Source organism: Candidatus Pseudothioglobus sp. uisw_070 (assembly GCF_059512545.2).
Window position 1 is genome coordinate 52,349 of sequence record NZ_CM183456.2, and the last position, 21,202, is coordinate 73,550.

Below are 21,202 nucleotides of genomic sequence, written 5' to 3' on the forward strand. Positions count from 1 at the left end.
TTTCATAATGAGTGATATCAAACATTGTCGAGTTTTGATTGTTGGGTCAGGCCCTGCCGGCTACTCAGCAGCAGTTTATGCAGCAAGAGCAAATCTTAATCCAGTAATGGTTAGTGGGTTTGAACAGGGTGGTCAATTAATGACTACAACGGATGTGGATAATTGGGTAGGAGATCATGATGGTCTTCAAGGTCCAGATTTAATGGAGCGTATGAAAGAGCATGCCCTTCGTTTTAATACAGAAATAATTAATGACCATATTACTAGTGTTGATTTTTCTAAGCGTCCGTTTACGCTTCAGGGCGGCGACACTACCTATACTGCGGATGCTGTGATAATTTCAACTGGAGCTACGGCCCAATATCTTGGACTGGATTCTGAAGAAGCTTTCAAAGGCAAGGGCGTTTCTGCCTGCGCAACCTGTGATGGTTTTTTCTATAGAGGCCAAAAAGTTGCAGTTATTGGCGGCGGCAATACGGCTGTTGAGGAGGCTCTTTACCTTTCAAATATTGCGGAACATGTGACTATTATTCATCGACGTGATAAGTTTAGGTCTGAAAAAATTCTATCTGATCAGCTTATGGAAAAAGCTAAAAACGGAAATGTATCTATTGAGTGGAACCATAATCTAGAAGAGGTTTTGGGAAATGATATGGGCGTTACTGGGCTTCGACTTAAGGGGAATGATGGAAAAACTAAAGAAATCGATGTTCATGGTGTCTTTATAGCCATTGGCCACACGCCAAATACGGGTATTTTTGAGGGCCAGATAGATATTAATAGTGGATATATTCAAGTCGAGGCTGGGCTTAAAGGTAACGCAACACAAACAAGCATAGAAGGCGTTTTTGCTGCTGGCGATGTTGCAGACCACGTTTATCGCCAAGCCATTACCTCTGCAGGTTCAGGCTGCATGGCGGCATTAGACGCTGAGCGATTTTTAGATAATTTGTAGGGATCAAGTAGCTCGAGGTTGAAATTCAAAGTCTGCTTTGTTTTGCCTTGTGTATAATTACGCGATTTGGCCATATAGCTCAGTTGGTAGAGCAAGGGACTGAAAATCCCTGTGTCCCTAGTTCAATTCTAGGTGTGGCCACCATTTTATAAGCCGAATTAGACGATTGTTTAATTCGGCTTTTTTATAACTAATTTTCTAGCTTGAAGCGCGCGTCTTCCAGAAGAATAAAGCTGCCAAAACTATTGCAGGCAATAAAGACATAGGGTCAAGCAAAGCAGCGCCTGTTAAAATGTGTAGAAGCTGAACTGCAATAAGTGCAAGGTTAAGATAGACACCATAAATAACACAAACTTTATTAAGGTTATCTCCCACCCAAGATGGCGCCATCCATGCAAACAGGCCAAGGGCAAATAATGGAACAGATAGAATCTGGCCAAAAGACCTCATATTTTCGCTAACTGTCCAGCCAGCTCCCTGTGCGGCCATTTCAGGCGCAACCCAAAATAATAATGCATACACCCAAACAAAAATAGCTTGAGCTCTAAGTAGATTTTGTAAAGTCATTTTTTACTCCTAAAGTTATCAAAGTTTTCTATTAAGCTCAAAATGAGCTAAATATAATTATAAACTTTAATGGGAATAATTCCTGTTAAATCAAGCGACAGCTTTTTAGTGAAGATGAGTAGGGCTGATAAAGTCCTGTTTTGAGGGCTGTAATGTTTCTTGAATAAAGAGAACGCCTATTCGAACAAACTCAACGATTTCATAAAAGTCTTGAGTGTTTTCCTCGTTATCTAATAGGTCAGCATCCATCTGAGAAATCTCACTAATGTCCTTGATCATCTCTAATACCTCTTCATCTGAGGCTTCTACCGAGCTCAGTCCAAGGCCAACCAATAATCCCTGGCACCACTCTATAAGAGTATTTGCTTGCTCACTTAGCGGTGACTCATCATCTGCAATCACTGGCCAAAAATTTAACGTAGGGTCTGATAGTTGTTCATTGGTGTTATTAAATATCTCTGCAAGCACATGATGAGCTTCCTTTTCAATTAGGTTATTTAAATCAATAGTAACTAGTATTTCATTTAGCCAGTCATCTAATTGAATATCTTGCTTGACGCAATAAAATCCGCACAATAATCCATGGGCTGAAGAAATTGTGTCATCGGTATTAAGCTTTTGAAGGGCATCTTTTGCCAGATCATAATTGATAGGTTGACTCATTTTTAAAACGCTCCAGCTAAAATTTCCATAACGGCCATTCGAACTGCAATGCCATTCGTTACCTGCTGAAGGATAACTGATTGGGGTCCATCTGCAACTGATGATTCAAGCTCAATTCCTCTGTTAACTGGCCCTGGATGCATGACAATTGCATCGGGCTTTGCAAATTTTAAGATCTCATTTGTAATTCCAAAGCTATCAAAGTAAGTCTGCTCATCTGGGATGTCTGCCGCAATCATTCTTTCTTTTTGCAGTCTCAAAGAGATAATAACGTCAGCACCTTCAATGCCCTTTTGAAGATTATCAAAGCGCTCTAAGCCAGGCGTTTCTTCTTTGTAATGAAGGGTGTCCGGAGCAATCAATCGAATGTCAGTTGTGCCTAAAGTTTGCATGGCCTGTATTCCAGATCGCGCAACTCGAGAATGTCTTATGTCACCAACAATTGCAACAGATAAGTTATCAAAGGTTTTTTTACGCTGCCTTATGGTTAACATATCCAGCAGGGCTTGGGTCGGATGAGCATTAATTCCATCCCCTGCATTTATAATGGATACACCTTTCATGTTTTCTGCAACATGATGCGGGAGTCCATTTTGTTTGTGACGAATCACGAACATATCGATTTGCATTGCCTTGAGGGTGTGCATAGTATCCATCAAGGTTTCATTTTTTTTAGTTGCTGAATTTGCAAGGTCAACGTTAATTGTTTTAGCGCTCGTTCGTTTGCCAGCTATTTCAAAAGTATTTCGTGTTCGAGTTGAAGGCTCGAAGAAGAGATTGGCGACAGACATATCTCTTAAGATCTTAGATTTTTGGAGCTGGCCATTTTTATCGACATGGTCATCAGCTACGTCTAATATTTTTTCGAGTTGTTTTTTTGGAAGACCTTTTAAACCTAAAAGATGAGCTAGCCTTCCTTTTGAGTTTAGTTGAGAATCGTTGCTAATCGTGTGTGGTTTCATTGAGCCAAGTTTGCAAAATTAGTTCAGCTGAACGTTTATCTACATCACCTCTATCAGCGTTCTTATGAGCGTAGTGCCATTTTAGTTGTTTTTTTGCTTCTGAAGAGGATAAATACTCGTCTATAAAAAAGACCTCAACATTAAATCGCTTGGTTAGTTTTCTGCCAAATGACTTTGCTATAAAGGTCATCTCTTGTTCTTTATTTTCTTTGTTAAGAGGTAGCCCAACAATAAAAGCATCAGCCTCATGCTGATTAATGATTAGCTCAAGATGCTCCCAATTTGTGGAGCCATCTTTGTGATGAAGAACCGTATCAATTCCACTTGCATGGGAGGTTAGGCTATTGGCAATAGCAATACCTGTGCGTTTAGTTCCTACATCAAAACCAAGGTAGGTTTTGACGGTCATTGAAGCTGTTGAAATAATTCATAACCGACATAACCGTCCGCTGTAAGACCAATGTCAGACTGGAACTGTCTAGTTGCTTTTCGAGTTTTAGATCCCGCCACACCATCAGGAGTGCCCGTATCATAGCCCAGTAAATTCAAGGTATTTTGAATTTGCATAATGTCTTCCTTGCTAAGGAGGGGCTCATCAATAGTTTTTGCAGATAGTTTTGCGTTGCCGTTAAGCCTGTCAGATAGATAAGCCACTGAAAGAGCATACAAGATAGAGCGATTCCATCCCATTATTGTATCAAAATTTCGATACACTAAAAATGCCGGCCCTCTGTGGCCCATTGGTACAATTAAAGAGGCCTTAAAGTTTGATTTTGGTAGGTTTGAGTTGTTGCCCCGTCGAACCCCAAGTGCCGCCCATTCATTAACTGTCTTTTCATTATCTAATCCAGTTAATTGATAGTCGAAGTTTTTAGGAATTAAGGCTTCTCTTCCCCATTTTTCACCTTTTTTCCAGCCAAGTTTGTTTAGAAAGTTAGCAGCACTAGCATAAATATCAGCCTTCTCATTCCACAGGTCTACTTTGCCGTCATTATTGGCATCAACACCATACGCGATGACATTAGTTGGCATAAATTGCACTGCGCCCATTGCGCCGGCCCAAGATCCAGTTGCATCAAACGGAATGGTTTTCTTATCCATCAACTTTAAAACAGCAATTAGCTCTCTTGTAAAAAACTTTGATCGTCTTTTGTCATAGGCAAGTGTTGCCAAAGAGCGAATCAGACTCTCACTACCCATATAATTTCCATAGTTACTTTCAAGCCCTAAAAATGCAACTATAACGTAGGCTGGGACGCCGTATTTTTCAGAGGTTTTGCTTAGTAATGAAGCATTTTTCTTTAACGTGTCTTTGCCATTATTAAGGCGAACTTTACTAACTCTTTTGTTTACATAATGCCAAAAATTTTGATTAAACTCAGCTTGAGCTTTGTCCGATGCAATGGCAGAAGGTCTTGGCGTAAGCTCAAAGAAAGCCTTATCAATGGTTGATTTAGAAACTCCTTGCTCAGTTGCAGATTTGCGGACCTGATCTAGAAATTCTTCAAACGAATGTGAGCTTGCAAAAACGCTTGTAGTAAGAAAAATGAGACAAAAAAATCTTAAAAACATAAGTAAGTTATAGTGCGTGAATACGTTCTTATTTTAATACTTTTTTTGCAGTAATGATGACGATGGGTGGGAAAAAAGAACATTATTTAGAAATAAATTAAAATTATCTGCGCTATTAATATGAAATAAAGAAGATAATTATAAAATATAAAATCAATCCTTAATTTAATGCCAACCTACAAACCGCTTGCAGAGATATTAAGACCCAGTGCGCTGAGCGAATTTATTGGTCAGCGTCATTTGCTTGACCCTGATAAGCCCATTGGCAAGGCTTTGGCCGACAAACAGCTGCACTCAATGATTTTATGGGGGCCTTCTGGTGTTGGAAAAACCACCCTTGCCCGTATTATCTGCTCGCAGATGGGCGCCCATTTTGAACAAATGTCAGCTGTACTTGACGGCATTAAAGAGCTTAGAAATGTAATAGAACACGCCCAGCTCTATAAACACCAGGATAAAAATACGATACTATTTGTTGATGAGATCCACCGTTTTAATAAAGCCCAGCAGGACGCTTTTCTGCCTCATATTGAGTCTGGATTAATTACATTAATTGGAGCAACTACAGAAAATCCTTCTTTTGAAATTAACGCATCGTTACTCTCAAGATCAAGGGTGTATATTCTTGATAAGCTAAGCAGTGAGGATCTCTCAACTATTGCCTCAAAAGCATTAAAGAATCAGGATATCCTTCTAGATGACGACGGATCACTAGCCCTGATTATTGATAGTAGTGATGGTGATGCTAGGCGCTTAATTAATATCATTGAGCAGCTAACTGAAACATCAAACAAAACTCTAAATAGAGACGATATTGCTAAAACGCTCCAGGAAAAAGTAAGCAGCTTTGATAAGGGCGGGGATATTTATTATCAGCAATTGTCTGCATTCCATAAGTCCGTCAGAGGCTCTTCTCCAGATGGCGCTCTTTATTGGATGGCAAGGATGATTGTTTCAGGCTGCGATCCAAAGGTTATCGCTCGAAGGCTTCTAGCAATTGCATCAGAGGATATAGGTAACGCCGATCCAAGGGCGCTCCAAATTACTATTAATGCCTGGGATGTTTATGAGCGCCTCGGAGATAAAGAGGGAAATAGAGCCATCGCTCAAGCGGCTGTTTTTTGTGCGTGCGCGGCAAAATCGAATGCAGTTTATAGCGCATTTAATCAAGCTATAGAGGCAGCAAAAAATACAGGTGACTTTGCAGTGCCTACTCATCTTAGAAACGCAAGTACCAAGTTAATGGAAGAGTTAGGGCACGGAAAGGGTTATCGCTATGCGCATCATGAGCCTGATGGTTTTAGTAAGGGCCAGACTTATTTTCCTGAGGAGATGGGGGAGCAAATATATTATGAGCCCACTGACCGAGGTCTAGAGATTAAAATTAAAGAAAAGTTGAAACAGCTTAGGTCAAATTTATGAACACTTTAACGTCCATTGTAAGCATCGGTATAGGTGCCACTGTAGGCGCCACTTGCCGATACTATATTGGCGTTTTTTCAATGCATTATTTTGATAAAGCCTTCCCCTATGGAACCTTAATTTCAAACATTATTGGCTCATTCATCGCAGGTCTATTGGTAGTTTTTGTCTTAGAAAAACTTTTTCTTAGTGAGACATACCGGTTAATGCTACTTGTTGGATTGGCAGGCTCTCTAACTACCATGTCAGCGCTTTCAATTGAGTCTGTTGAGATGCTTAGCGGCGGTAACTATGGCCAGGCATTATTAAATATCTTGTTAAATTTAGGACTGTCACTTCTTGCTGCAAGCCTTGGCGTAATGCTTGCAAAATACGGCTTTAATTTAGCGCAGAGCTAACTTAGCCTCAACTTCATCTAAGAGAATAGATGAGATATTGAGATTAAACTGACTATCAAGCTCTCGAATGCAGGTTGGGCTGGTTACGTTTATTTCTGTAATGTAATCACCGATAACATCAAGCCCAACAAACATAAGCTCTTTTTCAATGAGCATTGGAGCAATTTGACTACATAAATATTGATCCCTTTCTGATAGTGGTTGACCAACACCCTTTGCCCCTGCAGCTAAATTTCCCTTAAAGTTTCCTTCTGCTGGTATTCGAGCGAGCGCATAATCAACAGGCCTTCCATTAATTAATAAAATACGTTTGTCACCGTTCTTTATTTCAGGCAAAAACTCCTGAGCCATAATATAGCGACTTCCTTGATTGGTTATTTTTAGGAGTACTTCCTCGATATTTTTATCACCTTTTGTAAGTTTAAATATATCAGTTCCACCCATTCCGTCCAGCGGCTTAACAACTGCTATTTTAATTTTGGAGATAAACTCTGATAGCTTTTCGATATTTGAGCTGACAAGTGTTTCTGGAATGCAGTCTGGAAAATTTAAAGCAAAAAGTTTTTCGTTAGCATCCCTTAGTGAGCTTGGTTTATTCACAACTAAAACCCCGTTATCCTCTGCATGCTCTAGAAGATAAGTTGCATAAATATAATCCATATCAAACGGAGGGTCTTTGCGCATAAACACAACATCTATATTAGTTAGCTGGAGTTCTTCTGTCGCTTCACATTTATACCATTCATGCTCAGAATCTTTGACTAATGTCTTACGCGCATTAGCAATAACTTTTCCGTCCCCATAAAACATATCAGTGCTATCAAAAGTATAAATATCCCATCCACGTTTTTGCGCTTCTAGCATCATGGCAAATGAGGAATCTTTAATTGGCTTAATGCTGGAAATGTCATCCATCAGCATGGCGAGTATAATTGGCTTCATTAGGATAGTATAAAGTATTCAGATTAATTAATAATATACATGCCCGTCGAAATATGTTGAAGTAGCGAGGTTAAGGGCGTATAATTTCGCCTCTTTAGTGCGGGGTGGAGCAGTATGGTAGCTCGTCGGGCTCATAACCCGAAGGTCATAGGTTCAAATCCTATCCCCGCTACCAATTTAGACCCCCTCTTTTGGGGGTTTTTATTAGGAATTTTTTGTGGCTAAGATATCTGACAAAGTAGTTGCGTTAATTAATCCAAGTATCAATGATTTGGGTTATGAGCTGGTGGGCGTTGAATACGTTGCCAGTGGAAAACACTCTATTTTGAGGCTTTATATAGATTCAGAGGAAGGCATTGGGGTGGATGATTGTGAGGTTGTTTCCCGCCAAGTAAGTGCAATAATGGATGTTGAGGATCCAATAAGTGGGCAGTACAATCTTGAGGTATCGTCGCCTGGTATTGAGAGACCTCTTTTTAGTATTACGCATTACCAACGTTTTTTGGGCCATGATGTTCGTTTGAGAACATTCAGGCCAATTGATGGAAGAAGAAACTTTACTGGTGCTATTGGTAGCGTTAGCGAAGCTAGTAATTCACTAGAATTAGTAACAGAGCTTGGCCCTGTTACTTTGGAAATAGATTTAATCGAAAAAGCAAATTTAGTTGCTCATTTTTAGGAGAAGCGCATGGATGGTAAAGAGTTATTTTTAATGGTTGAGGCAATCTCAAACGAAAAGAATATAACCAAAGATGATGTTATAGAGTCATTAGAAGAGGCGTTAGCTGTTGCAACAAAGAAGCGAAATAATATTGAAGTTCGTGTTGAGGTTGACAGACATACTGGTGAATTTAATACCTTTAGGCAATGGCTAGTCATTGAGGACGGTGAAAAATTTGTTGATGATGATGGAGAAATGTTTGATCCAGAGCTTCATATTTACCAAGCAGATTCTAACGGTCTAGATATTGATGCTTTTGTTGAAGAGCCTATGGAGTCTCTAGAGTTTGGAAGAATTGCAGCTCAAGTTGCTAAACAGGTAATCATTCAAAAGGTTCGTGAAGCCGAAAGAACAGTTATTGTTGATAACTATACGCAGCGTGTTGGTGAAGTTGTCATGGTTACAGTCAAAAGAGTTGATAGAGGAAACGTTTTTGTAGATATGGGCGGAATTGATGGCATGATTTCAAAGTTTGACTTGATACCGAATGAGTCAATTAGAAAAAATGATCGTTTAAGGGCTTATATTAAAGAAGTTAAGTCTACTCCTCGTGGTGCACAAATTTTTCTGAGCCGAACCGTCAACGATATGATGATCGAGCTTTTTACTATGGAAGTACCTGAAATTAGTGAAGGCGTAATAGAAATTAAGGCTGGAGCGAGAGACCCAGGCCTTCGCTCTAAGCTTGCAGTTAAGGCAAAAGATAAGCGGATAGATCCGATTGGCTCATGTATTGGCATGAGGGGCGCACGCGTTCAGGCAGTCTCAAACGAACTAAATGGAGAGAGAGTTGATATTATTCTTTGGGATGAAGACCCTGCGCAGTTTGTAATTAATGCTATGGCTCCAGCAGAGGTTAGCTCAATTGTGGTTGATGAAGAGAAAGGCTTTATGGACATTGCGGTTGAGGAAGATCAATTAGCACTTGCAATAGGTAGGGGCGGTCAGAACATTAAGCTGGCAAGTAGACTTACTGGTTGGAAACTTAATGTAATGTCTATTAGCGATGCAGATGATATCCAGGCGAAAGAGTTACAGAAAACAGGCGAAAAGTTAGCTGAAAAACTTGGTGTTGATGCAGAAGTAGCCGCTGTCTTGATTGATGAGGGCTATACAAATCTTGATGAAATAGCTGAAGCTGAATCGGATGCATTATCCAAAATTGAAGAATTTGACTCTGATATGGTGGGTGAGCTTCAAGAAAGAGCCCAGGATGCGCAGTTAGTTAAGGCATTAACAGATGCAGAATCCACAGAAATCTTACTCAGCGTTGAAGGTGTTGACGAGGCCCTAGCAGCAGCACTTGTTGAAGCTGAAATTACTACAGTAGATGCATTGGCTGAACTGTCAATTGTTGAGGTTTTGGAAATTCAAGATGTTGGAAATGATAGCGCTTCTGCTGTTATTATGGCAGCCAGAGAAAAAGAAGGCTGGTTTGACTAATTTTAATATAGGTGTTTTAAGTATCAATAACTAGAATATATAGGCAAAAATATGGCACATACTGTAGAAAGTTTATCAAAATTACTCAAAAAAACACCTGACCAGGTTTTATCTATTTTATCTGGGGCAGGCATTTCAGGAAAAACAGCTGAATCGAATATTTCTGCAGATGAGAGGCAGGTTCTAATGTCTAGCTTGAGTAAGCGCTCCAGCACTAAGTCAAGTATTTCTGTTTCTAGGAAAACAACAAAACCTGCTTCTAATACATCCTCCTCCGGTGGTGTAAAGATTCAGGTGAAAAAGAAACGTGAGGTTCCTCAGGCTGCACCAACTGAACAGGTTGACGACGCTGCAATATTAAAAGCAAAAGAAGCTTTGGAGGCTGGAAGAATTTCCGAAGAAAAAGATGAGCAGCATGACGCGAAAAGAAATGACATGGTTCGTCAGCAAAAAATTAAAAATGAAGAGCAGTTGGCTCAAAAAACACAAAAAGAATTAACTGAAAAGGAAGAGCAGGATAAAAAAGAGAAGGAAAAATTAGAGGCAGAAAAATCAAATGATTCAAAGAAGAGCCCTAAGAGACTAAGGTCTACTCCATCCCCAGCATCAAATAGAAAACAGCTTCACGTTGCTAGACATAATCCAAATCGAAAACTTAAGAAAAAAGAAAGAACACATATTTCACAGAAAACTCAGGATGAGCAGGCGCAGCATGGCTTTCATATGCCAGTTGAGCCCGTAAAGCATGAAATTTTAATCCCAGAAACTATTAAAATATCTGAGTTAGCGATCAAAATGACGACTAAAGCAGGTGAAGTACTAAAGGTCATGATGGGTATGGGCGTTATGGCCACCCTTAATGACGTAATCGATCAAGATACAGCGATGCTTGTGGTAGAGGAGATGGGGCATACGCCTGTTGCAAGTAGTGAGGAGACAGTTGAAGATACTTTGGTTCAAGAGACATATGATGACGCAGACTCTGCACCAAGACCTCCAATAGTAACTATTATGGGCCATGTCGATCATGGAAAAACATCACTTCTAGACTACATTAGAAAGTCGAAAGTAGCCTCTGCTGAGGCGGGTGGAATTACTCAACATATCGGCGCATACCAAGTTGAACAAAAGGGAAATTTAATTACTTTTATTGATACTCCAGGCCATGCAGCGTTTTCAAAAATGCGTCTTCGTGGAGCAACCGCAACTGATATTGTAATTCTTGTAGTCGCAGCAGATGACGGCGTTATGCCCCAAACTATTGAATCCATTAAGCATGCTAAGGCTTCAAATGTTCCTATTATTGTGGCCATTAACAAGATAGATAAAGAAGGTGCAGATCTTGATAAAGTGAAGCAAGTGCTTTCAACACATGACGTTATTTCTGATGAATGGGGCGGCGATGTTTTAATGGTTGGAGTTTCAGCCCTCACAGGGGCAGGTATTGATGAGCTTTTAGAAAGTATATCTTTAACGGCGGAAATGTCAGAAATTAAGGCTGTTGTTGATAAGCCAGCGAGTGGCGTAGTTCTTGAGGCTCGCTTAGATAAAGGACGCGGAAAAGTAACTACTATACTTGTTCAGTCAGGCACACTTAAGAAAGGTGACATTGTTATTGCGGGCCAAGAGTATGGAAAAGTTAAGCAAATTATTGATGATAATGGTAAGCCAATTAATAAGGCAGGGCCATCAACACCAGTTGAAATTTTAGGTCTATCAGGTGTCCCAGACTCTGGAGCTGAGGTTCTTGTTGTGGCTAGTGAGCGCAAGGCAAGAGAGGTAGCAGACTTTAGAAAGTCAAAAGATAGAGAGTCCAAGCTTCAAAAGCAGCAAGCTGAAAAGATGGATAACTTCTTCGCCACTATGGAAGAGGGTGAAATTTCTACAGTTAATGTGATAATTAAATCAGATGTACGTGGCTCAGCACAGGCCTTGGTTGAGGCTTTAGAAGAGCTCTCGACTGATGAAGTTAAAGTGAAAGTTGTATCTTCAGGCGTAGGAGCAATTAATAATACCGATATTTCTTTGGCCAGCGCTTCAGAAGCCGTTGTTCTTGGTTTCAATGTTAGGGCAGACTCTGTTGCTAAGAAGGCTGCTGATACTGAAGGTGTTAAAATTGAGTATTACAGTATTATTTATAATTTAATTGATGATATTAAAGCAATTATGGGCGGTTTATTAAGTCCAGAATTAAGTGAAAATATTATTGGAATTGCGGGCGTTAAAGATGTCTTTAGATCGCCTAAGTTTGGTGATATTGCGGGCTGTATGGTTGAAGAGGGAGTTGTAAGGAAAGATAGCCCAATTCGTGTGTTGCGAGAGAGTGTTGTAATTTATGAAGGTGAGCTAGAATCGCTAAGGCGCTTTAAAGATGATGTAAAAGAAGTTAAGTCTGGTACTGAATGTGGAATTGGAGTTTTAAATTACAAAGACGTTCAGCCTGGAGATCAAATTGAAGTATTTGAGCGTATAGAGCGCGCTAGAACATTATAGGACAGAGATTCTAAATGGCACAACAAATAAGTTTTAGGACCGAAAGAGTAAACGAACTTATTAAGCGTGAACTCGTCCTCTTGTTATCGAAAGAAACGAAAGATCCTAGGCTCCAAGAGGTTGTTATTACTGACGTCATTGTAACTCGTGATTTAACCAGTGCAAAAGTTTTTTTCTCAGTCGAAGAGCTTTCTCAGAAATCTGTCGCAGCTTTGCTTAGTAAGGCTAGTGGTTTTTTTAGAAAATCTTTATCAAAAACCTTAGACTTAAGGCATACCCCATCACTAAACTTTATTTATGATACAGCTCCAAATGCTGGAGCTAGAATGGATGATCTCTTAAGTAAAATTTAAACCCATAAACAATGTCTAAACGCAACCCAAAAGGTAGAGACATCAACGGAGTTTTACTTCTTGATAAGGCTAGTGGCCACAGTTCCAATTCTGTCCTACAAGATGTAAAACGATTGTTCGATGCTAATAAGGCTGGACATACTGGAAGTCTTGACCCTCTTGCAAGTGGACTCTTGCCAATATGTTTAGGGCAAGCAACAAAAGTTGCACAGTTCTTGTTGAATGGCGATAAGCGCTATTTTGTGCGTGGTAAATTAGGCCAAATAAGTGACACGGGAGACTCAGATGGTCAGGTCGTTGATTTTGGTTCCACAAAAGGAGTTAATGAGCAAGCCATCAAAAATGTTTTGTTAGATTTTGCAGGCATTATCAATCAAGTCCCGCCAATGTACTCTGCACTTAAGAGAAACGGAACGCCTCTTTATAAACTTGCAAGAAAAGGCATTGAGGTTGAAAGAGAAGCCAGGCCAGTTAAAATTCATGAGATAAAGTTCAAAGGCTACGAAGAGGAAATTTTAAGCCTAGAAGTTTCGTGTTCAAAAGGCACGTATATTCGAACCTTGATTGAAGATATAGGAGAATCGTTAGGGTGTGGTGGGTATGTTATTGAGCTAAGAAGAATTGGGTTCACTCATTTTGATATACCTCAAGCCAGAACTTTTGAGGAGCTAGTGGAACTAAAAAATAAAGGTTTAAGCGAACTTGATTCAACTCTTCTTTGTGCCGATGAAATGCTACCAAACCTTAAAGGGCTTTATTTGGATGCTGAACAAACACTTGATATTAAACATGGAAGAAAGGTTCAGTTTTCTGGTCTAGATGTTGGGCAAAAAATTAAGCTTTATGACGAAAAAAAACAGTTTATTGGTATTGGTGAGAATAATGTCTTATCTGAAGTTTGGCCTAAAAGGGTTTTTGTTTGAGAGGAAAATTTTTCAAGCTTAGTTTTTAAAAGGAGTAGTTATGAAAGTTTTAATAATAGGCTCTGGTGGCCGTGAACATGCGTTAGCTTGGCAGTGCTCTTTATATGATGAAGTAGAGCATGTATTTGTAGCACCTGGAAATGCTGGCACAGACTTAGAGAAAAAAATATCAAATATTATGATAGACCCTGAAAATATCCCAGCGCTAATTTCGTTTGCTAAAAGTGAGTTTATAGACATTACAATTGTTGGGCCAGAGGCTCCTTTGGTTATGGGCATAGTTGATGATTTCCAAGAGGAAGGGCTGGCAATATTTGGACCTTCAAAACTAGCATCTCAATTAGAGGGATCAAAAGCATTCTCTAAGGATTTTATGCATAGAAACAATATTCCAACAGCATTTTATAAGGTCTTCACTGAATCCAAGCTTGCAATTAAATATGTCAAAGAGATGGGCATGCCTATTGTTATAAAGGCGGATGGACTAGCTGCTGGAAAAGGAGTAATTATTGCAAATACTCTAAATGAAGCAACACTTGCTATTAATGATATGCTTGAAGGAAATCGATTTGGAGAGGCTGGATCAAGAGTAGTAATAGAAGAGTTTTTAATGGGTGAAGAGGCAAGTTTTATAGTTATGGTTGATGGAAGTAATATACTTCCAATGGCTACATCACAGGACCATAAGGCAAGAGATAATGGTGATAAGGGTCCAAATACTGGAGGGATGGGGGCGTACTCACCAGCACCAATAGTAAGCCCTTTAGTTTTTGATGATGTAATGGAAAAAATTATTAAACCAACCGTTGGGGCTATGAAAGCCGAGGGCATGCCATACACTGGTTTTTTATATGCGGGACTTATGGTCGATGATAAAGGCATGACAAAAGTACTCGAGTACAACTGTAGATTTGGAGATCCTGAATCGCAGCCAATAATGATGCGCTTGAAATCTAATTTAGCTAAATTATGTATTTCAGCAACTCAGGGTAATTTGGATTCAGAAAAAGCTGAATGGGATGAGAGGACTTCTTTGGGCGTTGTAATGGCTGCTTCTGGGTATCCAGAGGCTTATAAAAAAGGAGAAATAATTAATCTTCCTATAGAAGAATCTAACTCTAAAATCTTTCATGCTGGAACAAGGTTAGATGCAGGTAATATTACCAGTAATGGTGGGCGAGTTCTTTGCGCAACTGCATTAGGCGTGGACATTAAAGAGGCACAAGAAAAAGCTTATCAGCTTATTAATTCAGTTAGTTGGGAAGGGGGCTACTTTAGAACTGACATTGGCTTTAAAGGTATATAGGGTGCTTAACATTATTGGCGTAGATGAAGCTGGAAGAGGCCCTTTAGTTGGGAATGTTGTGGCAGCAGCAGTAATTTTTCCTGTTAATTTTTATATTGAGGGTCTCACTGACTCTAAGAAATTAACAGCAAAAAAACGTGAAGATTTCTACTGCCAGATTACTAACCAGTGCTTTTGGTCAGTGGCTGAGGCTAGTAGCATTGAAATTGATGAGATCAATATATTGCAAGCAACAATGCTTGCGATGACAAGAGCAATAAATAGTTTACAGCACCAGCTGTTAAGTCAAAATCAAGACGAGATATTTCAAGTTCTTGTTGATGGAAATCGTTGTCCAGATGTTGATAATTGCCGTGCAATAGTTAAAGGAGATTTGACTGAGCCCGTTATTTCGGCCGCATCAGTTATTGCAAAGGTTATAAGAGACAGGCAAATGAAGGAACTGGACTTAAGGTTTCCTGAGTACGGGTTTAAAAACCACAAAGGATATGGCACGAAAGAGCACCTTATTGCCTTATCAAATCATGGCCCAATTGATGGACAGCATCGATTCACTTTTCGGCCAATAAAAAACCTTTAGTTTGTTTCTAGTTCGTAGATTTGTTGCTGTAATTCATTTTGAGCAGCTTCAAGCTCTGCTTTTTTTGCTTCAAGAATAGCTCTTTTCTCTGCCTCTTCTTTTTTCTTGATATCCTTTTCAATTTCTGCTGCAGGCCTTGTTGCTAGATAGTTAAAAAGTTTAACAACTTGTTTTACATTTTTTGCTTTACTAGCAACATTGGTAGCATGTTCTGCCTCCCTTTTAGTTACAGAACCCATTAAGTAGACTGTCGCCCTTTCAGTAAGAACAGAAACATGAGCCGGATGAAATACTTCTTGATCAAGGAATAGAGCCTCTATCTGAACTGAAATTACTCCGTCTCTAGCGCGATTTAAGTAGCTACTATTTGGCATCACTGCTACTTCATTAATCAGTTGGCTCATCTTTGGCGCTCTTTTCTTAATTGTTTCCTCAAGATAGCTTTTAAGATCATCAGTTGGCACTTCACCAACCATTAATACTGATTTGTTATAGACATTAAAGTTAATATGCGTATCTTCTAGCATTGAATCTTTACTGACAATGTTCCCTAGATTCATATAAAGAGTTTTGTCATCCAAAATTTCACCCATTGTGCGGCGATCATTAGACATTGTGGCAACAGTAGTAACCGCTGCAGCGCCTTGAACTATTGGAACGCATGAACTTAAGATAGTGGATGATATGAGAAGTGCAGATAATATAATTACTTTTTTCATTAATACTCCTTGTTTCTAGTTAGCCAAAGTTTCAAAAAAAGATATGTCTGTATTTTAAAGTAGTATCAGTATTTATTAAAGCTAAAGACATAGATAAATTTTGATAATAATGCACGTTAATAAAGCATAATGGTAGTCAAATATATGAACCTTGGTTAAGACTTTAAAATGATAGGAAAGCTTTTTATTGTAGCAACTCCAATTGGCAATTTGAATGATATTACTTATAGGGCAATCGAAACACTAAAGAATGTCGATATAGTTTTAGCTGAAGATACCAGACATAGCAAAAAATTATTTGCATACTTTGAAATTTCAACGTCCCTAAAAGCTTTTCATGAGCACAATGAGCGAGAGAAGACTGAATCTATTATTTCTGAGCTAAATTCTGGTATTTCAGTTGCACTTATAAGTGATGCTGGAACCCCTTTGATAAGTGATCCAGGCTATTTTTTAGTTTCACAGGCAAAAAAAGAAGGGATTGAGGTTGTGCCTATCCCAGGACCTAGTGCAATAATTACAGCCCTTTCAGCTTCTGGCTTAGCAAGCAATAGCTTTTCGTTTTTTGGATTTCTGCCTTCAAAAAAAATTGCAAGAATTAAATATCTTCAGAATAAAATCGCCCTTAATGAGACAATTATTTTCTACGAGTCGCCTAAGCGAATATTGGCAACTTTAACGGACATGTTGGAAGTATTTGGAAATGAGCGCAAGGTCTGTCTTGCTAAAGAGCTGACTAAATCCTTTGAAACAATCCGCACTGACATAATAGAGAATGTAATCGAATACCTTGCTGCTGATTTAGCGCATCAAAAAGGTGAATTTGTAATACTAATATCTTCAGCTGATAAAATAGATCTTGTTGATGCTGAAAACCAATTAGGGAAAATTTTGCCAATCCTTTGCGCTGAAATGGGCGCATCAAAAGCGGCAAAATTGGCTGCTAAAATTACTGGTATCGATAAAAAACATTGCTACAATAAGGCTATAGAGTTATGAATAATTTCTACAAACACCACATTTTTTTCTGTAACAATATTCGACAAGATGGGAAGCAGTGCTGCTCAGAAAACGGCGCGAAAGAGCTTTATCGTTATGCTAAAGACCAATGTCGCGCGAATTCTACATTGGGCAAAGGCCAATTTGGTGTTAGTGAATCCCGTTGTTTAGGTCGCTGTGAGGATGGACCCGTTGCAGTTGTTTATCCTGACAATATTTGGTATCAATACATAGATGAAGAGGATATTGACGAGATTCTTACATCTCACTTAGAGGGCGGTAAGGTGGTTGAGCGATTACTAATTAAATAGCTTTAATTATTTCTCAAGTCGATTAATGCCCTCAAGGATATATGGGTATAAGTTACTCGCTATTATCTTGATACCCCTTTTATTAGGGTGCTTATAATCGGCCTGTAAGTTCTTCTTTTCTAAAGCAACATCTTCAAGTAAAAAAGGCATAAAAATTAAGTCATATTTGGCAGCAAGTTCAGGATAAATTCCATCAAATTTAATTTTATAATCTGGCCCCATACTTTCAGGAGATTGCATTCCAGCAAGTATTACAATCGAGTTACTTTGATTAAACTTAGTGATTATTGAATCAAGGTTCTCCATTGTCAGCAATGGGTTAAGGCCCCTTAACATATCATTTGCACCAAGGCACACAACCACTATGTTTGGCTTATCTCCAAGAGACCAGTCCACCCTGGACAAGCCATTTTTAGAAGTGTTTCCAGAAATACTAGCATTAATAACGCTGACTGTAAAATTGTTATCTTCAAAATTACGCGTGAGCTCTGAGGCTAAATTCTCGTTTTGAGATAGCCCATATCCAGCCATCAGGCTGTCTCCATAGAGCATAATTTTTATAGGGTTTGCAGCGTAAGCACCGGTAAATAAAAATATGCATATTAAGCCAGTAAATAGTGCTTTTAGCTTTAGTTTTTTTGAGATAATCATTGCCCGAATTTTATATTAGATTAAGCGATGAGTGAAGCTATACAGTTCAATAATGTTTCGTTAAATTACGGCTCCAAAAACGATGTAGTAGAAGTTTTAAAGCGTATCAATTTTTCAGTAAACAGTGAAGAGATTATTTCTATTGTTGGGCCAAGTGGTTCAGGAAAAACATCAATCATTATGCTTGCCTCAGGCCTTGAAACTGCTACTGAAGGTTCAATTAAGATTAATAATGAAGAAATTGTTGGGCTGAAGGAAGACAAACTATCAGAAGTTAGAAGAAAAAATATTGGCATTGTTTTTCAATCCTTCTATCTAATTCCTAACCTTACCGCTATTGAAAATGTTTTATTATCGCTCGAGGCAAATCAAAAATACAATCAAGACGATGATGCTAAAGCATTGCTTGCAGATTTTGGTCTCTACCATAGGCTCAATCATCTTCCAAGTGAACTTTCTGGCGGCGAGCAACAAAGAGTTGCCATTGCTCGAGCATTAATAAATAAGCCTAAAATTATTCTGGCAGATGAGCCCACTGGAAATTTAGATAGTGCTAATTCAGAAAGCATGATGGATCTGCTTTTTAATTACACCAAAAAAAGTAAAACCTCACTAGTTATGGTAACCCATGACAATTCAATAGCTGAGCGATGCGATCGTATTATTGAAATTAAGGACGGTCAAATTGTTTGATATTCAGCAACTTCGCTTAATTAATAAGTATGCAATAAGAGATTTTTCTAGAAGCTATAAAAAATTATGGGTTGTCGCGAGCACCCTTTTTATTAGTTTACTCTTGCTTTCTCTGACGTTCTCCGTCAAGGAGGCTTTGAATAATGAAATTGAAGCAAACTCTAAAGAGTTATTAGGTGGCGACATTCAAATTACAAGTGGTATTAACCCGTTACCTAGTTTAGTGTTTGAAGAGTTAAAGGATTTAGGTAAAGTTAGCTCAACAATTGAGCTTGCAACCATGGTTTCAAAAAAAGGCCAGTCGCCTGTGTTTTCTGAGCTTCGGGCAGTAGATGATAACTACCCACTTTATGGTGAGATTATTACAACACCTCAGGGTGCTGCTGAAAAAATATTTTTAAATACAGAAAAGCCAACTGTTTTAATTAATGAGAGCATTCAAAACTTACTCCAAGTTGAGGTTGGTGATGATGTTGTAATTATGGGTAAAAGTTTTAACGTGGGTGGTTTGGTTTTATCCGTTCCAGATCTTGCAGAGCGAGCTGTTTTTGGCGAATTTGCAATAATTAGTAAGTCGAGTTATGATCAATTTGGACTGAGCTCAGCTGGAAGTTTTCTTGATCATGAGTACCGGCTGAAGTTTAGTAATTCTAATGAAGAGGGTGAACAAACTCGATTGGCTAAATCAATTATTGCCTATGATGATAGTATTGAAACTAGACTTCCAGGTGAGAGTGGGCGAAGTTTAAATAGGATAATTGATAACTTTTCTAACTTTTTAAATTTAGTGTCAGTAAGCGCAATGATAATTGCGGGCATTGGAATCAGTAACACCTTGCTTTCTTTCGTTAACCAAAGAAATACTAGTATTGCGGTTAAAAAATCGATCGGTTTTTCTTCGAATTTTATTCAACTCATGTATTTTTATGAAATTATTCTAATATTAATAGGCACATCTATTATTGCCTATTTATTTGGGGTTTTTAGCCCTTTGTTGGCGAATGAATTTCTACCAAAGTCTTTAGGCATTGATCTTCAGCCAACTGTGAGCTTGATAGGCTATCTAAATATTTTTTTCATTGGCTTATTAGTTGTTTTGATTTTTTCAATACCATCGCTATATTCGATTAGTGAGATCAAAGCAGTTGCTTTGTTTCGTAATACTTTTCAGCCAGTAAGCCTAAACTTCTCTTTAAAGAATATTATTTTACTGGCGATTCTGGTTACAATTTTGACTACTTATTTTGTTCTTCAGACTGAGCAAAAATATTACACAGTCCTATACTTTTTAGCATTTTTTATTACGATGCTTATATTTTATGGCGTATCTAAACTGTTAATTTTCTTTCTTAGAAGGTTTCATAAATTTTCTAATAATGGCTATAGGATTGCGTATAGGAATATTGTTGCAAAAAAATCACTTGCACCTATTATGACAATATCTTTAGGCATCGGTTTAACTCTCCTTCTCACTTTGAGTTTTGTAGCCAATAATTTAAAAAAAGAAATATCAGATAGCATCCCATCGATGGCGCCAGATTTATTTTTTGTGAGCATCGATAGAGATATTAAAAGTGACTTAGAGTCTTTTATTAAAAATATGGATCCCAATGTAGCCCTTGAATTTAGCCCAATGGCCAGTGCTTCATTTATCTCCCTAAATGGAACGCCTATAGAAGAGATTGTCTCAGAAAATAATAGATCTGCATGGGTTGTTAGGGGCGATAGGCGCATTTCATGGGCAGAAAAACCAAAGCCAGATAACCCAATTATTGAGGGTGAATGGTGGGAGCCTGGTAATGAAAATGAGATGTTCATTTCCATGGACAGTAGAGCTGCTTATGACCTAGGCATGAAGATAAATGACAAGATTACACTGAATATACTGGGTAGGGATGTCACTGGAACTTTAAAGAATTTTAGAGAGGTTGATTACCGGGATATTTCTGTTAACTTTGCAATTATTATTAATAAAGCTTTTGCTAAAAAGCTCCCCTATGAATATATTGGAACGCTTAAGTCAGACCTATCTTCTAATGATATTCTGGCCCTTGTTGTCGAGAGGTTTCCTAACGTATCAGCTATAAAAGTTGATAGGATTTTGTCCCAAATTAGCGGCGTATTAAATAAAATATTTATAGCCGTAACTGGAATATCTTTAATTGTTATTGTGATTGGTTTGATTGTAATTGTCAGCGCAGTCATGGTTCAAACTACATTTAGAAGATACAATAATTTGATTTACAAAATATTAGGTGTAGATTTTCCAACGATACTTAAAGCCATGACGATAGAGTTTGCTGTTATATACTTCACCTTGATTTTCTTTGCACTATCAGTTGCAGTCTTGGGGTCATATCTTGTTGTTGAGAATACCCTTCAGCTAACTTGGAAATTTGATTTAGGGCTGACGCTTTGGATTTTATTGACAACTGCAACCGTATCTTTTGTACTTATTTTGATGGCAAATAAAAGTATCTTTAGCCCCAAGGTATACCCACTTATTCGTAATGAGTAATTGTTAGAGCT

General features: G+C 38.5%; 22 protein-coding genes and 2 tRNA genes. 16 read left to right on the forward strand and 8 right to left on the reverse strand.

What is annotated here, in order from left to right:
- The first annotated feature begins 7 nt into the window (after positions 1-7).
- Both trxB and AC5YGD_RS00260 read left to right on the forward strand, forming a co-directional pair.
- Positions 8-955 (forward strand): thioredoxin-disulfide reductase, encoded by a 948-nt coding sequence (trxB, locus tag AC5YGD_RS00255; protein ID WP_271537145.1) that lies wholly within the window; start codon positions 8-10, stop codon positions 953-955.
- A gap of 68 nt (positions 956-1,023) precedes the next feature.
- Positions 1,024-1,099, forward strand: a tRNA-Phe gene (locus tag AC5YGD_RS00260).
- A gap of 54 nt (positions 1,100-1,153) precedes the next feature.
- Here the strand turns inward: AC5YGD_RS00260 and AC5YGD_RS00265 are convergent.
- From AC5YGD_RS00265 to AC5YGD_RS00285, 5 genes are all read right to left on the reverse strand, one after another.
- Complete coding sequence (locus tag AC5YGD_RS00265) at positions 1,154-1,522, reverse strand: hypothetical protein (RefSeq protein ID WP_496141576.1); 369 nt, start codon at positions 1,520-1,522, stop codon at positions 1,154-1,156.
- Positions 1,523-1,627: 105 nt separating this feature from the next.
- The gene (locus AC5YGD_RS00270; protein WP_496141577.1) at positions 1,628-2,185 is read right to left on the reverse strand and encodes a UPF0149 family protein; all 558 of its coding nucleotides are present in this window, start codon (positions 2,183-2,185) and stop codon (positions 1,628-1,630) included.
- 2 nt (positions 2,186-2,187) lie between these two features.
- Positions 2,188-3,147 carry an aspartate carbamoyltransferase catalytic subunit gene (locus tag AC5YGD_RS00275; protein WP_496141578.1) on the reverse strand — a complete coding sequence of 320 codons (960 nt, stop codon included), beginning with the start codon at positions 3,145-3,147 and terminating at the stop codon, positions 2,188-2,190.
- Positions 3,128-3,556, reverse strand: coding sequence for a Holliday junction resolvase RuvX (gene ruvX, locus AC5YGD_RS00280; protein ID WP_496141579.1), 429 nt, complete (start codon positions 3,554-3,556; stop codon positions 3,128-3,130). The genes AC5YGD_RS00275 and ruvX overlap by 20 nt, the downstream gene beginning before the upstream one ends.
- Positions 3,553-4,719 carry a lytic murein transglycosylase gene (locus tag AC5YGD_RS00285; RefSeq protein ID WP_496141580.1) on the reverse strand — a complete coding sequence of 389 codons (1,167 nt, stop codon included), beginning with the start codon at positions 4,717-4,719 and terminating at the stop codon, positions 3,553-3,555. The genes ruvX and AC5YGD_RS00285 overlap by 4 nt, the downstream gene beginning before the upstream one ends.
- Before the next feature lie 168 nt (positions 4,720-4,887).
- Between AC5YGD_RS00285 and AC5YGD_RS00290 the strand changes: the two genes are divergently transcribed.
- Together AC5YGD_RS00290 and crcB are read left to right on the forward strand one after the other, a co-directional pair.
- Positions 4,888-6,141: an AAA family ATPase gene (locus AC5YGD_RS00290; protein WP_496141581.1), complete on the forward strand. Its 1,254-nt coding sequence runs from the start codon at positions 4,888-4,890 to the stop codon at positions 6,139-6,141.
- On the forward strand, positions 6,138-6,539 hold the full coding sequence (crcB, locus tag AC5YGD_RS00295) for a fluoride efflux transporter CrcB (protein ID WP_416695572.1): 402 nt from the start codon (positions 6,138-6,140) through the stop codon (positions 6,537-6,539). The genes AC5YGD_RS00290 and crcB overlap by 4 nt, the downstream gene beginning before the upstream one ends.
- Here the strand turns inward: crcB and gshB are convergent.
- The gene (gene gshB, locus AC5YGD_RS00300; RefSeq protein ID WP_496141582.1) at positions 6,525-7,481 is read right to left on the reverse strand and encodes a glutathione synthase; all 957 of its coding nucleotides are present in this window, start codon (positions 7,479-7,481) and stop codon (positions 6,525-6,527) included. The two genes, crcB and gshB, sit on opposite strands and share 15 nt — an antisense overlap.
- Before the next feature lie 98 nt (positions 7,482-7,579).
- Between gshB and AC5YGD_RS00305 the strand changes: the two genes are divergently transcribed.
- The 8 genes from AC5YGD_RS00305 to rnhB all read left to right on the forward strand — a co-directional run bounded on the left by AC5YGD_RS00305 (position 7,580) and on the right by rnhB (position 15,300).
- A tRNA-Met gene (locus AC5YGD_RS00305) sits at positions 7,580-7,656 on the forward strand.
- Positions 7,657-7,698: 42 nt separating this feature from the next.
- A complete protein-coding gene (rimP, locus tag AC5YGD_RS00310) occupies positions 7,699-8,160 on the forward strand; it encodes a ribosome maturation factor RimP (RefSeq protein WP_416695576.1) in 462 nt (153 codons plus the stop codon).
- 9 nt (positions 8,161-8,169) lie between these two features.
- A complete protein-coding gene (nusA, locus tag AC5YGD_RS00315; RefSeq protein ID WP_416687119.1) occupies positions 8,170-9,645 on the forward strand; it encodes a transcription termination factor NusA in 1,476 nt (491 codons plus the stop codon).
- Positions 9,646-9,696: 51 nt separating this feature from the next.
- Entirely contained in the window at positions 9,697-12,138 is a 2,442-nt protein-coding gene (gene infB, locus AC5YGD_RS00320) for a translation initiation factor IF-2 (RefSeq protein WP_496141583.1), read from the forward strand.
- 14 nt (positions 12,139-12,152) lie between these two features.
- Positions 12,153-12,491: a 30S ribosome-binding factor RbfA gene (rbfA, locus tag AC5YGD_RS00325; protein WP_496141584.1), complete on the forward strand. Its 339-nt coding sequence runs from the start codon at positions 12,153-12,155 to the stop codon at positions 12,489-12,491.
- 11 nt (positions 12,492-12,502) lie between these two features.
- Positions 12,503-13,414: a tRNA pseudouridine(55) synthase TruB gene (gene truB / locus AC5YGD_RS00330; RefSeq protein WP_496141585.1), complete on the forward strand. Its 912-nt coding sequence runs from the start codon at positions 12,503-12,505 to the stop codon at positions 13,412-13,414.
- 40 nt (positions 13,415-13,454) lie between these two features.
- A complete protein-coding gene (gene purD, locus AC5YGD_RS00335; RefSeq protein ID WP_496141586.1) occupies positions 13,455-14,720 on the forward strand; it encodes a phosphoribosylamine--glycine ligase in 1,266 nt (421 codons plus the stop codon).
- A 1-nt stretch (position 14,721) separates the two neighbouring features.
- Entirely contained in the window at positions 14,722-15,300 is a 579-nt protein-coding gene (gene rnhB / locus AC5YGD_RS00340; protein ID WP_496141587.1) for a ribonuclease HII, read from the forward strand.
- On the opposite strand, the gene AC5YGD_RS00345 is transcribed toward rnhB, so the two are convergent.
- Positions 15,297-16,019, reverse strand: a complete 723-nt coding sequence (locus AC5YGD_RS00345) for a BON domain-containing protein (RefSeq protein ID WP_496141588.1) — start codon at positions 16,017-16,019, stop codon at positions 15,297-15,299. The genes rnhB and AC5YGD_RS00345 overlap by 4 nt on opposite strands.
- Positions 16,020-16,187: 168 nt before the next feature.
- On the opposite strand from AC5YGD_RS00345, the gene rsmI reads away from it, so the two are divergent.
- Positions 16,188-17,018, forward strand: a complete 831-nt coding sequence (gene rsmI, locus AC5YGD_RS00350) for a 16S rRNA (cytidine(1402)-2'-O)-methyltransferase (RefSeq protein WP_496141589.1) — start codon at positions 16,188-16,190, stop codon at positions 17,016-17,018.
- Positions 17,015-17,329, forward strand: coding sequence for a (2Fe-2S) ferredoxin domain-containing protein (locus AC5YGD_RS00355; protein WP_271556386.1), 315 nt, complete (start codon positions 17,015-17,017; stop codon positions 17,327-17,329). Before rsmI ends, AC5YGD_RS00355 begins: the two co-directional genes overlap by 4 nt.
- A gap of 6 nt (positions 17,330-17,335) precedes the next feature.
- On the opposite strand, the gene AC5YGD_RS00360 is transcribed toward AC5YGD_RS00355, so the two are convergent.
- Positions 17,336-17,980 carry a GDSL-type esterase/lipase family protein gene (locus AC5YGD_RS00360; RefSeq protein WP_496141590.1) on the reverse strand — a complete coding sequence of 215 codons (645 nt, stop codon included), beginning with the start codon at positions 17,978-17,980 and terminating at the stop codon, positions 17,336-17,338.
- A gap of 27 nt (positions 17,981-18,007) precedes the next feature.
- On the opposite strand from AC5YGD_RS00360, the gene AC5YGD_RS00365 reads away from it, so the two are divergent.
- Positions 18,008-18,673 (forward strand): ABC transporter ATP-binding protein, encoded by a 666-nt coding sequence (locus AC5YGD_RS00365; RefSeq protein ID WP_271557159.1) that lies wholly within the window; start codon positions 18,008-18,010, stop codon positions 18,671-18,673.
- A 136-nt stretch (positions 18,674-18,809) separates the two neighbouring features.
- Positions 18,810-21,191 (forward strand): FtsX-like permease family protein, encoded by a 2,382-nt coding sequence (locus AC5YGD_RS00370; protein WP_496141591.1) that lies wholly within the window; start codon positions 18,810-18,812, stop codon positions 21,189-21,191.
- The last annotated feature ends 11 nt before the right edge of the window (positions 21,192-21,202 follow it).

What these genes read in the sequence shown, in the direction of transcription:
- trxB (WP_271537145.1), top strand. Translation starts at nt 8, where the DNA reads ATGAGTGATATCAAACATTGTCGAGTTTTGATTGTTGGGTCAGGCCCT.
- AC5YGD_RS00265 (WP_496141576.1), bottom strand. Translation starts at nt 1,522, where the DNA reads ATGACTTTACAAAATCTACTTAGAGCTCAAGCTATTTTTGTTTGGGTG.
- AC5YGD_RS00270 (WP_496141577.1), bottom strand. Translation starts at nt 2,185, where the DNA reads ATGAGTCAACCTATCAATTATGATCTGGCAAAAGATGCCCTTCAAAAG.
- AC5YGD_RS00275 (WP_496141578.1), bottom strand. Translation starts at nt 3,147, where the DNA reads ATGAAACCACACACGATTAGCAACGATTCTCAACTAAACTCAAAAGGA.
- ruvX (WP_496141579.1), bottom strand. Translation starts at nt 3,556, where the DNA reads ATGACCGTCAAAACCTACCTTGGTTTTGATGTAGGAACTAAACGCACA.
- AC5YGD_RS00285 (WP_496141580.1), bottom strand. Translation starts at nt 4,719, where the DNA reads ATGTTTTTAAGATTTTTTTGTCTCATTTTTCTTACTACAAGCGTTTTT.
- AC5YGD_RS00290 (WP_496141581.1), top strand. Translation starts at nt 4,888, where the DNA reads ATGCCAACCTACAAACCGCTTGCAGAGATATTAAGACCCAGTGCGCTG.
- crcB (WP_416695572.1), top strand. Translation starts at nt 6,138, where the DNA reads ATGAACACTTTAACGTCCATTGTAAGCATCGGTATAGGTGCCACTGTA.
- gshB (WP_496141582.1), bottom strand. Translation starts at nt 7,481, where the DNA reads ATGAAGCCAATTATACTCGCCATGCTGATGGATGACATTTCCAGCATT.
- nusA (WP_416687119.1), top strand. Translation starts at nt 8,170, where the DNA reads ATGGATGGTAAAGAGTTATTTTTAATGGTTGAGGCAATCTCAAACGAA.
- infB (WP_496141583.1), top strand. Translation starts at nt 9,697, where the DNA reads ATGGCACATACTGTAGAAAGTTTATCAAAATTACTCAAAAAAACACCT.
- rbfA (WP_496141584.1), top strand. Translation starts at nt 12,153, where the DNA reads ATGGCACAACAAATAAGTTTTAGGACCGAAAGAGTAAACGAACTTATT.
- truB (WP_496141585.1), top strand. Translation starts at nt 12,503, where the DNA reads ATGTCTAAACGCAACCCAAAAGGTAGAGACATCAACGGAGTTTTACTT.
- purD (WP_496141586.1), top strand. Translation starts at nt 13,455, where the DNA reads ATGAAAGTTTTAATAATAGGCTCTGGTGGCCGTGAACATGCGTTAGCT.
- AC5YGD_RS00345 (WP_496141588.1), bottom strand. Translation starts at nt 16,019, where the DNA reads ATGAAAAAAGTAATTATATTATCTGCACTTCTCATATCATCCACTATC.
- rsmI (WP_496141589.1), top strand. Translation starts at nt 16,188, where the DNA reads ATGATAGGAAAGCTTTTTATTGTAGCAACTCCAATTGGCAATTTGAAT.
- AC5YGD_RS00355 (WP_271556386.1), top strand. Translation starts at nt 17,015, where the DNA reads ATGAATAATTTCTACAAACACCACATTTTTTTCTGTAACAATATTCGA.
- AC5YGD_RS00360 (WP_496141590.1), bottom strand. Translation starts at nt 17,980, where the DNA reads ATGATTATCTCAAAAAAACTAAAGCTAAAAGCACTATTTACTGGCTTA.
- AC5YGD_RS00365 (WP_271557159.1), top strand. Translation starts at nt 18,008, where the DNA reads ATGAGTGAAGCTATACAGTTCAATAATGTTTCGTTAAATTACGGCTCC.